We start from the raw sequence: 12,115 nt of genomic DNA, 5'->3' as shown, positions 1-12,115 counted from the left end.
GGAGGGTCGGGGAGGGGGCAAGCGCTGCAACGACCGAACTCACGGCACCGCCAGCACCCTCGCCGGATCGACGCGCAGCCAAACCCGGTCGCCGCGACCCAGCTCGCTCCGCCCGAGGGTGTCCACCGTCAGCGCCGGCCCGTCCGTGGGCTCCACCACCAGACGGGTGCGGTCGCCCAGGAACACCGCGGCGGCGACGCTCCCGCCCAGATGCCCGTCATCCTCCGATGCGAGAGCCAGATCCTCCGGCCGCACCAGCAACTCCACCGCGCCGTCCGCTCCCGACCAGGGCAGCGACGCCGTCCCGATGTTCAGCATCCCGCCGCGCACCGTGCCGCCCAGCCGGTTCATCGTGCCGATGAAGTCGGCGACGAAGCCATCGGCCGGCTGGTAGTAGATCTCGCGCGGGGTGCCGATCTGCGCGACGCGGCCTTTCGCCATCACCACGATGCGGTCGCCCAGTGCCATCGCCTCGCCCTGGTCGTGGGTGACGTAGACGGCGGTGATGCCGAGCCCGCGCAGCAGCCGGTCGATCTCCAGCCGCAAACTGTCGCGCAGCTTGGCGTCGAGCGCCGTCAGCGGTTCGTCCAACAGCAGCACGCGCGGCCGCACCACCAGCGCACGGGCCAGCGCCACCCGCTGGCGCTGTCCGCCGGACAGCTGATCGATCCGCCGCCCGGCGAACTCGCCGAGATGCATCAGATCCAGCATCTCCTCCACCCGGCGGGCGCGCTCAGGCCGGGGCAGTTTGCGCACCTTCAGGCCGTAGGCGACGTTTTCCGCCACCGTCATGTTGGGGAACAGCGCGTAGCTCTGAAACACCATGCCGACGTTGCGGCGCTCGATGGGAAGCGCGGTGACGTCCTCCTCGCCGAACAGCACGCGGCCACCGGGATCGGGGCTCTCCAGCCCGGCGATGATGCGCAGCGTGGTGGTCTTGCCGCAGCCGGAGGGGCCCAGGAAGACGATGGTCTCGCCGCCGCGGATGGTGAGGTCCAGCGGCTCCAGCGCGCGGGCGCTGCCGGCGAAGGTCTTGCCGCAGCGCTCCAGGCGGATCGGCACGGCATCGAGATGGAAGCTGTCGGGCATCTGGGAGTGGCCTCAAACGGACGGACGGCCGCGCTTGGACAGACCCTGCAGCAGGATCAGGCTCGGCACGATCATCAGGAAGAAGACGAGGGTGTAGGCGCTGCCGATCTCGATCCGCAGCGAGGCATAGCTGTCGGCCAGCCCGACCGGCAGCGTCTTGGTCAGCGGCGTGTGCAGCAGCCAGGTCAGGTTGAATTCGCCCACCGACAGGGTCAGCACCATCAGCGACCCGGCCAGGATGCCGGAGCGGCAGTTGGGCAGCACCACAGTGGCGAAGCGGCGCAGGAAGCCGGCACCCAGGCTGGCGGCCCCCTCCTCCAGCGTCGTCAGGTCGATGGAGCCCATCACCGCCAGCACGGCGCGGACCATGAAGGGCAAGGTGAACAGCACATGGCCGATCAGGATGAACAGCCAGCTGCTGCGCAGGTCGCCGACACCGCCATAGGTGACGATCAGCGCCAGAGCGGTGGCGAGGCCGGGAATGGCGACCGGCATCATCAGCAACTCCTCCACCAGCCGGGCGATCCGGCCGGGGCGGCGGGCCAGCGCATAGGCAGTCGGCACCCCCAGCACCAGCGTGCAGGCAAGGCAGGCGAAGGCGATCTGCAGGGACAGCAGGATGGTGCCGGAATAGACCCGCAACACCTCCTCCACCCAACGCAGGGTCAGGCCGCTCTTCAAGCCCACGAAATAGTTGGCGGTCAGCCCGGCCAGCATCGACATCACCATCGGCACGGTCAGCAGGGCGCAGACCAGCAGGGTGAAGCCCAATTGCAGCCAGAACCCCAAGCCCCGGCGATTCGACAGAGTCTGCATTGCCGTCACCCCGCCGCCGCGACGGAGGTGCCGGCGACGCTGCGCGCCACCGCGAGTGCGGCCCAGGTGATGAGGCCGAGCAGGACGCTGAGCGCTGCCGCCGCCGCGATGTTCGCCTGGAGCGTGAATTCCGTATAGATCGTCATCGGCAGCACGTTGATCCGTGTGGCGAGCGTGAAGGCGGTGCCGAACGCTCCCATCGAGGTCGCGAAGCACAGCGCGCCTGCGGAAATCAGTGCCGGCTTCAGCGCCGGCAGGATCACGTCGGCCACCACCCGCCAAGGAGACGCCCCCAGCGACCGTGCGGCCTCCTCAAGCCGCGGATCCAGCTTCTCCGCCGCGGCCATCACCGTCAGGATGACGCGCGGAATCGAGAAGTAGACGTAGCCCAGGAACAGCCCGGCCATGGAATAGGCGAAGACCAGCTTTCCCCCGGTCAGCGCCTGGGTGATGGTGCCGATTACCCCTTGCCGCCCGGCCAGCATGATGACCATGAAGCCGATCACCACGCCGGGAAAGGCCAGTGGGAAAGTCAGCAGTGCCACCAGCAGCGCATGTCCGGGGAAGTGATGGCGCACCAGGAACAGCCCGGCGACGGTCGACACCGCCAGCGTCACCAGGGTCACCCCGGCCGACAGAGCCAGCGTGGACAACAGGCTGTCGAGATGGCCGGGATCGATCAGCGTGGTGAGATAGGCGGACCAGCCCTCCGCACCGCCGGCACCGATCAGGATCAGGCGGACCAGCGGCAGCAGGAAGAAGGCCGCGAACACCGCCGCCGCCGGCGCGAGCAGGGCCGCCAGCCGCAGCGGTTCGCCTTTCCATCCCGACCCGGCCCGCGGGAATGCCGCGGGCCGGTGGGGAAGGGAGGCGTCCTGCGCGCAGGCGCTCACTTCACCTCCGCCTGATAGCGGGCCATGAAGCCCTTCTGCGCCTCGGCCATGCGGGTGAGGTCGACCGGCTTGGCGCGGGCGTAATCGGCGGCCGGCAGGAACTTCGCCGCAGTTTCCGGCGACATCGCCTCGGCGCGGACCGGGCGCATGAAGGCATTGGCCCACAGGGTCTGGCCCTTGTCGGACAGGACGTAGTCCAGCACCTTCTTCCCGTTCTCAGGATTCGGGCCGTTCTTGACCAGCGCCATCACATAGGGGACCGACACGGTGCCTTCCTTCGGGATGACGAAGGCGACCGGCGCCTTGTCGGTATACTTGGCGCGGTAGGCGTTGAAGTCGTAGTCGATCAGGATCGGAATCTCGCCCGACAGCACGCGGGCGTAGGAGGTCTGCTTCGGCACGATGGGCTGGTTCTTCTGGAGATCCTTGAACCAGCCGACAGCCTTGTCGAAGCTGCCGTAATCGCCGCCCAGTGCCAGATTGACTGCCACCGCGCCGACATAGCCGACGGCGGCACTGGTCGGGTCGAGATAGCCGACCATGCCCGAATAGTCGGGCTTCAGCAGGTCGGCCCAGCTCTGCGGCACCGGCTTGCCGCCCAGCGCCTCGGTGTTGACGAAGAAGCCCAGCGTGCCGCTGTGGATGGCGAACCAATTCCCGTCGGGGTCCTTCATCCCGTCGGGAATTTCGGCCCAGGCCGCTGGCTTGAAGGGGGCGACGACGCCAGCATCCTTGGCCTGGATGCCGACCGGACCGCCGAGATAGACGACGTCGGCGACCGGCTTATTCTTTTCCGCCAGCATGGCGGCGAGCGACTGGCCGGAGTTCTTGTTGTCGAACGGCACGGTGATGCCGAGATCGGCCTTGATCGCCTTCAGCTGCGACGCCCAGTCGGCCCATTCCGGCGGACAGTTGTAGCAGATGGCGGTCGGCTCCGCCGCCGCGGCGGGGGCGATCGTGGTGGACAGGGCGGCGGCCAGAGCGGCGGCGCCGAGCAGGAACGGCTTCAACATGATCGAGGCTATCTCCGTTCGGGAAGCGTTTGGATCGGTTCGGAAGGCGCCGGGCCGAGCGATTCGCCAGGGCGCAGGGTGAAGGGCAGCATCACGGCGCGCCCCTGCAGGTCGCCGGAAAAGCCGGTGCGCAGGCATTCGAAGGCGGTGGCGCCCATGGCGCGGGCCGGCTGCACGAGCGTGGCGAGGCTGGGCGACATCAGCCGGCCGACCTCGATCCCGTCGAAGCCGCAGACCGATATGTCGTCCGGCACCCGCAGGCCGAGGTCGCGCAGCGCCCGGATGGTGGCAAGCGCCAGCATGTCGTTGGAGGCGAAGAAGGCGGTCGGCCGCTCCGGCCCGTCCAGATGGTGGGCCAGCCGGTGGGCCAGCCGCAGATCGTTGAAATCCACCTCAACGACCGGTCCCGGCGGCAACCCGGCATCGGCCAGCGCCGCCTGCCAGCCGGCATGACGCCGGCGCGAGCGGTCGGACTGGCGGAAGCGCCCGGCGATCATGCCGACGCGCCGGTGGCCGAGCACCGCCATCCGCTCAACCACCGCGCGGGAGGCCGCGACATTGTCGACCGACACATGGGCGCGCAGCGCGCGTTCGGGTTGGTTGTACGCCAGCACATAGGGCAGCCGCACCTCGTCCAGCGTGTCGAGCGACCCGCTGCGGTCGGCATCGGCGACGGTCAGCACCAGCCCTTCCACCCGGTTGGACAGCAGCCCTTCGATGGCGCGGGATTCCTTGCCCGGATCATAATCGGTGGAGGCGATCAGGATGCTGTAGCCAGCCTCCGCCGCCGCTTCCTGGATGCCGGCGACGCTCTCGGCGAAGACGGGATTGGTCAGCGACGGTACCAACACGCCGACGGTGCGCGTGCGCGCCGCCTTCAGGCTGCGCCCGATGGTGCTGGGCCGGAAGGACAGGTCCGACGCTGCGGTGCGGACCTTCTCCATCGTTTCCGGCGTAGCGTTGCCGCTGCCGTTGAGGACGCGCGACACGGTGGCGATCGACACCCCGGCGCGCGCCGCCACATCGCGGATCGTCGCCACGCGTTCCACCCCGCGGGCGGTGCTCCGCGGCGTTTGCCCATCCGTGAACCGCATCCCATCCCGCACCATCAACCACCCGTCCTTCCACCACCGGCCGATCCGGTGCGGGGCAGAGTGACGGCGGCGTGTTGCAATCGCGTGACGTCAGGAAAACGGTTTCATGAAGAATGGAAACGTTTCCACGGGGAGGAGGCGAGGCGTTGCGACCTAGTCGAAAAAAGGCTGAATTTAGTGTTTGCGTAGCCGAAGGGCTTGGACTATGTTCCACCTCCACCAGCGATGGACCCGTAGCTCAGCTGGATAGAGCGCTGCCCTCCGAAGGCAGAGGTCATGAGTTCGAATCTCGTCGGGTCCGCCATGAATTCAGGGGCTTAGCCGTTGCCGCGGCTAGGCCCTTTTCGTTTTGGTTCGCTGTGTCGCGTGTGTCGGGTTTCCACCTTGAGCATGGCGTCTACAGCCGAACCGCCTCTCGCTCGAACTCTTCCGTCAGCCTGCGCCAATGCCCGGCACCGACGCCAATCCTCCCGGTCTCTCAGGTCATGGATGGAGGTTCTCTGTTTTATCCGGGCGAGTGAATCCAGGACATACCCGCTCCCGTGGAAGGCAATCCTCGATTGAGGATACGCTTCCGCTAGAGCGGATGTCGTTCTATCCTTTGATAGGCAGGCAATTCATCCGGCTGAATACAAGACTCAGCGTCTTGTGCTTTACTCGACAGTCACCGACTTCGCCAAATTACGCGGCTGATCGACATCCGTCCCCTTCAGCACGGCCGTGTGGTAGGCCAGCAACTGGACCGGGATGGCGTAGAGCAGCGGGGCGACCAGCGGGTCGCAGGCCGGGAGTTCGACCGACCAGCGGACCTTGTCCTTCAGCTTGTCGATGCCCTTTTTATCGGCCAGCAGCAGGACCTTGCCCGACCGCGCGCAGACCTCCTGCACGTTCGACACCACCTTCTCGAACAGCGCGTCGGACGGCACCAGCACGATCACCGGCACATTGTCGTCGATCAGGGCGATGGGACCGTGCTTCAACTCGCCGGCGGCATAACCCTCGGCATGGATGTAGCTGATCTCCTTCAGCTTCAGCGCGCCTTCCAGGGCCAGCGGGTACATGGCGCCGCGGCCGAGATACAGCACGTCGCGAGCCTCTGACACCTCCTGCGCCAGTTCCTTCAGACGTTCGTCATGGGCCAGCACGTCGGCGGCACGGGCCGGGACCTCGCGCAGGGCGTGGGCGATCTGCTGCATCCGCTCCTGGTCGATGGCGCCGCGGGCGCGGCCGACGGTGACGGCAAGGCAGGCCAGCGTGGTCAGCTGCGTGGTGAAGGCCTTGGTCGAGGCGACGCCGATCTCCGGACCCGCCATGGTGTAGAGCACGGCATCGGATTCTCGGGCGATGGTGCTTTCCGGGGCGTTCACGATCGACAGGATCTTCTGGCCCTGACGCTTGCAATAACGCAAGGCCTCCAGCGTATCCAGCGTCTCGCCCGACTGCGAGATGAACAGCGCAATGCCGCCCGGCGGAAGCGGGGCCTCGCGGTATCGGAACTCCGAAGCGATGTCGACCTCGACCGGGATGCGGGCCAGCGTCTCGAACCAGTACTTCGCAACGAAACCGGCGTAGTAGGCGGTGCCGCAGGCGACGATGGTCAGCTTCGACGCGCCGGCCAGATCGAAGGGGAAGTCCGGCAGGGTGAAGGTGCCGGTTTCCGGGTTGATGTAGGCGTTCAGCGTGTCGCCGATGACCTGGGGCTGCTCGTAGATTTCCTTGAGCATGTAGTGGCGGTAGCCGTCCTTGCCGATCAGGGCGCCGGAGACCGCGGTGGTCTTCACCGGCCGCTCCACCACCGCGTCGCTGGCGTCGTGGACGATGGCGGCGGTGCGGCTGACCTCGACCCAGTCGCCGTCCTCCAGATAGCAGATGCGGTTGGTCAGCGGCGCCAGGGCGAAGGCGTCGGAAGCCAGATACATCTCACCATCGCCATAGCCGACGGCCAGCGGCGTGCCGTGGCGGGCGCCGATCATCAGCTCATGCTCGCCGGCGAAGATCAGCACCAGGGCGAAGGCACCGGTGAAGCGCTTGAAGGCGGCGGCCGAGGCCTGGACCGGCGTCATGCCGTGCTGGTCCAGATAGTAGGTGACGAGGTGGACGATCACCTCGGTGTCGGTGGCGCTTTCGAAGACGTAGCCGTGGCCGGTCAGTTCGTCCTTCAGCTCCTGGTAATTCTCGATGATGCCGTTGTGGACGACGGCGACGCGCTTGGTCGCGTGCGGGTGGGCGTTGTTCTCCGTCGGGCCGCCGTGGGTCGCCCAGCGGGTGTGGCCGATGCCCACGGTGCCGGACAGCGGCTGGTCGCGCAGCTTCATGTCCAGGTTGACCAGCTTGCCCTCGGCGCGGCGGCGCTCGATGTGGCCGTTCACCAGGGTGGCGACGCCCGCGCTGTCATAGCCGCGGTATTCGAGCCGGCGCAGGCCCTCCACCAGCCGGGGGGATGCGTCGTGAATGCCGTTGATGCCGATGATGCCGCACATGGACCTGATGCTCCTGAAAAGATGCCGACCGGAGAGAAGACCCGAACCGACCTTACGCCTTTTTTGCTTTCTCGTTTTGCTTCCGTTCGCGGAAACGCTGTGCCCAGCCGGCGTAAGCCTTCTGGCTGCCGCGGGCAACCACCAGCGCATCCGCTTCTACTGCCATCGTCACCACGCTGCCGGCACCGACGATGGCGCCGTCGCCGATGACCACCGGGGCGACCAGCGCGCTGTTGGAGCCGATGAAGGCCCCGGCGCCGATCTCGGTGCGGCTCTTGGTGAAGCCGTCATAGTTGCAGGTGATGGTGCCGGCGCCGATGTTGGCCTTGGCGCCGACTCGGGCGTCGCCGATATAGGTCAGGTGGTTGGCCTTGGCCCCGGCCTCGATCACCGCGTTCTTCACCTCGACGAAATTGCCGATGTGGGCGTCCGGGCCGATTTCCGCGCCAGGGCGCAGCCGGGCGAAGGGGCCGATGACGGCGCCGCTGTCGATGCGCACGCCTTCCAGATGGCAGTAGGGCTTGATTTCCACGCGGTCGCCCACCGTCACGCCGGCGCCGAAGAAGCAGCCGGGACCGACCACCACGTCGCGGCCGAGCCTGGTGTCGACGCTGAGGAAGGTGCTGTCGGGGTCGATCAGGGTTGCGCCGTTGTCCATCGCGGCCTTGCGCAGGCGGCGCTGCAGCAGCTTTTCCACCTCCGCCAGTTCGGCGCGGGAGTTGACGCCGACCACCTCGGCCGGAGCGGCCTCCACCACGGCGCAGGCCATGCCGGCGCGGCGTGCGATCTGGACCACGTCGGTCAGGTAGTATTCGGATTTGGCGTTGTCGTTGCCGACGCTGCCGATCAGGTCGAACATGCGGGCACCGTCGAACGCCATCAGGCCGGCGTTGCACAGGGTGACCGCGCGCTCCTCCTCGCTGGCGTCGAGATACTCGACGATCTTCTCCAGCCCGCCGCGGGCGTTCAGGATCAGGCGGCCATAGGCGCCGGGATCGTCGGGCCGCATGCCCAGCACCACCACCGCAGGATCAGCGGCCTGCCGGCGCGCCTGCACCAGCGCGCGCAGCGTGTCCGGCGTGACCAGCGGCGTGTCGCCGTACAGCACGATGACGTCGCCGGTGAAGCCCTCCAGCAGGCCGAAGGCGGCGCGCACGGCGTCGGCGGTGCCGCGCTGCTCGTGCTGGACCGCGGTGGGGTAGGGGGCGACGGCGGCGGCCACGCTGTCCATGCCGGGGCCGACCACGACCACGACATGATCGGGGTCGAGCGCCTTCACCGCGGCCAGCACATGCCCGACCATCGGCCGGCCGGCCACCCGGTGCAGCACCTTGGGCAGATCGGATTTCATGCGCGTGCCCTTGCCGGCGGCGAGGATCACGCAGGCGAGCGGACGATGGGCCATGGTGGTGTTCCTGGTCGGACCTTGGTGTGGACGGGATGCGGTGGATGGTAGCCGAGTGATGAAAGCGCCGTACTTGAGCCGGGAAAGGTTAAGACATCACTGCTCCTGCAGGCGAAGCATCTTCCGGAGTGCGCACTGCATCATCGGCAATTCCGAGAGTGGTGTGCCACAGCACGCGAAGGAAGCCCAAGTCAACTTTTGTTTCAATCTGCAATAAACGAATGTTTCCAACGGGTTACCTGCCTAATTTTCCTATGTTTTCCGTCGGTAATTTTCCAGCTTCGCGATGGCGGCGTTCGCCCTTTGTCGCTGGTCCGCCTGACGTGTGTAAATTTCGAGGTTTTTCAGCGACATATGCCCGGTGATGGCCGCGATCTCCAGAGCCGAACAGCCGGCCTCCGCCAGCAGCGAGGCAGAGGCTTTCCGCAGGCCATGGAAAACGTAACCCTTCAGCTCTGGATGTGCTTTGATTGCCAAACGTACGGCATTGGAAAATCCTATTCTGTTCCAGGGCTGTTCGGAAGCGGGGTTCACCAGTATTGTCACGGAGGTAGCGTTTCTCTTCCACTCCGTCAACTCGGCCTTTAGGTCCGCGTGGCACGGTACCCACAGCCGGGTACCGGTCTTTTTTTGGGTAACCTGGATCGCAGAGCCGTCATAGTCATCCCACCGCATCTTGATGAGGTCGGATGACCTCTGGCCGGTGTAGAGCGCCAGCACCACGGCACGGCGCATAGGCTCCTTGAAGTGGGTGAGGGCGAAGTCGACCGCCCAGTCCGGCCACCGCTCCCATTCGCCGAGCTGCAACCGCTCGACGCCGGCCGCCGGGTTCGCCAGCACATACTCCCGGTCGACGGCGAACTTCAGCAGGATCGACCAGATGCTGATGATGCTGTTCGCCAGCCCCGGCCGGTCCGCGTAGCTGTCACGCATGCCGAGGATGTGCCGCCGCCTGACGTCGGAGATCGGCACATGCAGCACCTCCTCGAACTTGCCGAGGACGCCCAGATAGTCCTTCTTCGTCGAAGGAGCGAGCTTGGTGTATTCGGGCGACCGTCGGTATTCCTCGACGATGGCGCCCACGGTTCTTGGTTCGTAACGGCGCTCTGGATAGCGGTATTCTCTCACTTCACCGCTTGCCAGGCGCCGCCTTACGATTTTCTCGCGCGGCATGACTTGCCCTTTCGAATGCCTGATCGGGATCGGCAGAACGCCGACCGCGGGGAGTGTACACCCGGTCGAAAGTCTCTCTCAGGGTGCGGATCGCCTGTTCCAGATCGGCCACCCGCCGGCGGAGAAAGACCAATTCGCGTTCCTGGGCGTTCACCGGTCCGCCTCCCGCTTTTGCTGCCGCTCCCTGCGGCCAGTCCGTTGAAAGGGCATGTCAGGGATCACGACGAAGGATGCAGGCCGCGACCGCGTCGCGGTGCCTTCCATGGGTGACGTCCAGCAGGGCCCAGGTCCCGGACCTGCTGGCGAGCTGGTCCGCGAGGCTGCTGAAATCGAGTGCCCCCAGCAGTGCCAGCAGGACCGCCCTCTCGCCGGAGGACAGCACGCCGAACAGCCGCTCTGCCGTCCGCCACACGCCGCCGTCGGTTCGTCTGTTGTGGGCGATCGCCACCGCGGTCAGCATCGCCCAGCACGAGCAGCCGGCCATGAGGTCCGCCGGCAGGCCGAGACGGCGGACAAGATCGCCGCCTGGACCCGCGAGGAAATCCGACAGAGTCATGTTCACGGCAGTTCCTCCCGCACCAGCTCAGCGCAGTCGCGGTGGTAGCGCGCGGTGGACAATAGGCGCAGGCGACGGGAGGGGAGGCTGGTGTTCCCCGCCTCCCGCTCGGCCCGGCCGGCTTCTTCCAGATGCCACCGGACGAGGCCGGCGACGATCACGGTCTGTTGCCCTGCGCCGGTCATTTCAGTTCTTCAGTGGGCTGGCAGCGAAGCCGCGCCCGTATGGCCGCCGCGCCTCCCCCAGGAACTCCAGCACCGCCGCCGGCGCCGTGTAGGTTTGCAGGAACAGCCGCACCATCGCCGTCAGCGGCAGATCGGCGGAGTGGAACCGCTCATGCACCGCGCTGATCAGAACGTCGCGGTTCGCGTAGCCCTCCAGCTCGGCGATGTGATCGAGAAGCAGCCAGGACGTGACGTCCAGTCGCATCGAGGTCCGGTGCGAGGTCCTGCGGTTGGAGATCACCACGTTGTAGGTGACCAGCGGCGTCGCGCCGTCCTTGGGCAGTGCCGGCGCCATGTGGCGCAGCGTGCGTTCCATCTTCCCTGACAGATCGCCGAAGCTTCGATCCATCGCCACATTCTGCGGCCCGTCCCTGCGTTGTAACGGGACCTTGATCGCTCCCTTCATCGGTCGCACTCCAACAGCGCCTGCATCCAAGGGTGCTGGCGTTCACGTCATACCCTGTATTAGGATGGGCGGTATACCGTGATTTCGTCAATGGCAAAAATCACGGTAAAGCGATCAATCTGGAGCGCTGCCCGCAAGCTGCACGGTGGGGGACGCTCTCGCCGTCGGCCGCAATCGCGCAACCTTCGGAAATGGGTCGAGAAAGGATGCAACTTTTTCTTTTGCTTGGCCTGGGCGGTGCCATAGGATGCCGGCGCCTCGCACCTTCCCATCCAGGAAGGCGGAGGCAGGGAGACGCCATCTCCCCACCCACGCGGCTGCCAACCGCATCGATGAGCCGTGCTGAGCCGGGGCGCGCACCCGTGCCCAGCCGCACACCTGTCCGCCTACCGGGGCCGACCCCGGTAGAGTGTTGATTTATGGGGGGTTGGCGGTGCCGAACACACCGAAGAACGACAAGATCGAAGACTTATCGCATCGCAAGGCGCGCGAGGACCGCGCGGTCGAGCTGGTGACGCAGCTGTGCCGCCGCGAGGGCGCAGACAAGATCCTGCCGCTGATCGACCGCTGGATGAGAATGCGTCGGAGCCGAGCGGCTAGGTGCGCCGCTCAAGAACCCGGATCAGGGCATCGAAATCCTCGGTAGACCATGAGCGGAAGGTCCGGCGGGTCTTCACCTGCATTTCCCAGTCGGGATCGCCATAGGCCAGCAGCTCGGCCAGCGACAGGCCGGCGCCTTCCGCAAGCTTGGTCAATGTGTCGATGGTGCTGTTGGCACCATTGAACGCGTCCAGAACCGTTGTGGCTGGCAGCTTCGACAGGCCAGCCCAATGGTTCTTGGACCGCAGACGCTCCTTGTGCGTCTGAAGAACACGATTGAGTGCTGCGGCGATGTCGGTCTTGGGCGGCGTATCCATGCCGGCATTATGCGGACCCCGTGCAAAAGCGCGAGAACGCTGTGCCGAT

The 12,115-nt window shown here is 66.5% G+C and carries 12 protein-coding genes and 1 tRNA gene; 1 reads left to right on the top strand and 12 read right to left on the bottom strand.

Features of this window, described 5'->3' with window-relative positions; all coding sequences use genetic code 11:
• Nucleotides 1-39: 39 nt before the first annotated feature.
• Genes FZ983_RS16255 through FZ983_RS16235 form a run of 5 tightly spaced genes read right to left on the bottom strand, consistent with a single transcriptional unit; the run spans nucleotide 40 to nucleotide 4,851 of the window.
• Nucleotides 40-1,089, bottom strand: a complete 1,050-nt coding sequence (locus FZ983_RS16255) for an ABC transporter ATP-binding protein (RefSeq protein WP_149224564.1) — start codon at nucleotides 1,087-1,089, stop codon at nucleotides 40-42.
• 12 nt (nucleotides 1,090-1,101) lie between these two features.
• On the bottom strand, nucleotides 1,102-1,905 hold the full coding sequence (locus tag FZ983_RS16250; RefSeq protein WP_149224563.1) for an ABC transporter permease subunit: 804 nt from the start codon (nucleotides 1,903-1,905) through the stop codon (nucleotides 1,102-1,104).
• 5 nt (nucleotides 1,906-1,910) lie between these two features.
• Nucleotides 1,911-2,798, bottom strand: coding sequence for an ABC transporter permease (locus FZ983_RS16245; RefSeq protein ID WP_247883786.1), 888 nt, complete (start codon nucleotides 2,796-2,798; stop codon nucleotides 1,911-1,913).
• Nucleotides 2,795-3,811 carry an ABC transporter substrate-binding protein gene (locus FZ983_RS16240; protein WP_149224562.1) on the bottom strand — a complete coding sequence of 339 codons (1,017 nt, stop codon included), beginning with the start codon at nucleotides 3,809-3,811 and terminating at the stop codon, nucleotides 2,795-2,797. The genes FZ983_RS16245 and FZ983_RS16240 overlap by 4 nt, the downstream gene beginning before the upstream one ends.
• 8 nt (nucleotides 3,812-3,819) lie before the next feature.
• The gene (locus FZ983_RS16235) at nucleotides 3,820-4,851 is read right to left on the bottom strand and encodes a LacI family DNA-binding transcriptional regulator (RefSeq protein WP_247883785.1); all 1,032 of its coding nucleotides are present in this window, start codon (nucleotides 4,849-4,851) and stop codon (nucleotides 3,820-3,822) included.
• A 281-nt stretch (nucleotides 4,852-5,132) separates the two neighbouring features.
• On the opposite strand from FZ983_RS16235, the gene FZ983_RS16230 reads away from it, so the two are divergent.
• Nucleotides 5,133-5,209: transfer RNA gene (locus FZ983_RS16230), tRNA-Arg, on the top strand.
• 349 nt (nucleotides 5,210-5,558) lie between these two features.
• Here FZ983_RS16230 and glmS read toward each other — a convergent pair.
• From glmS to FZ983_RS16195, 7 genes are all read right to left on the bottom strand, one after another.
• Entirely contained in the window at nucleotides 5,559-7,385 is a 1,827-nt protein-coding gene (gene glmS / locus FZ983_RS16225) for a glutamine--fructose-6-phosphate transaminase (isomerizing) (RefSeq protein ID WP_149224560.1), read from the bottom strand.
• Between the two features lie 52 nt (nucleotides 7,386-7,437).
• Nucleotides 7,438-8,790, bottom strand: a complete 1,353-nt coding sequence (glmU, locus tag FZ983_RS16220; protein ID WP_149224559.1) for a bifunctional UDP-N-acetylglucosamine diphosphorylase/glucosamine-1-phosphate N-acetyltransferase GlmU — start codon at nucleotides 8,788-8,790, stop codon at nucleotides 7,438-7,440.
• Between the two features lie 252 nt (nucleotides 8,791-9,042).
• Nucleotides 9,043-9,963, bottom strand: a complete 921-nt coding sequence (locus tag FZ983_RS16215) for a tyrosine-type recombinase/integrase (RefSeq protein WP_247883784.1) — start codon at nucleotides 9,961-9,963, stop codon at nucleotides 9,043-9,045.
• A gap of 211 nt (nucleotides 9,964-10,174) precedes the next feature.
• Nucleotides 10,175-10,519, bottom strand: a complete 345-nt coding sequence (locus FZ983_RS16210; protein ID WP_247883807.1) for a hypothetical protein — start codon at nucleotides 10,517-10,519, stop codon at nucleotides 10,175-10,177.
• Between the two features lie 2 nt (nucleotides 10,520-10,521).
• Entirely contained in the window at nucleotides 10,522-10,704 is a 183-nt protein-coding gene (locus FZ983_RS16205) for a hypothetical protein (protein ID WP_149224557.1), read from the bottom strand.
• 1 nt (nucleotide 10,705) lies between these two features.
• A complete protein-coding gene (locus FZ983_RS16200) occupies nucleotides 10,706-11,092 on the bottom strand; it encodes a ribbon-helix-helix domain-containing protein (protein ID WP_247883783.1) in 387 nt (128 codons plus the stop codon).
• Nucleotides 11,093-11,745: 653 nt separating this feature from the next.
• A complete protein-coding gene (locus FZ983_RS16195) occupies nucleotides 11,746-12,066 on the bottom strand; it encodes a hypothetical protein (RefSeq protein ID WP_109048454.1) in 321 nt (106 codons plus the stop codon).
• Between the last annotated feature and the right edge of the window lie 49 nt (nucleotides 12,067-12,115).

It is taken from the genome of Azospirillum sp. B21 (assembly GCF_008364825.1).
Taxonomy (GTDB): Bacteria; Pseudomonadota; Alphaproteobacteria; order Azospirillales; family Azospirillaceae; genus Azospirillum.
Note: the sequence above shows the minus strand (reverse complement) of the source record. Positions and strands in the feature narration are given on the sequence as shown.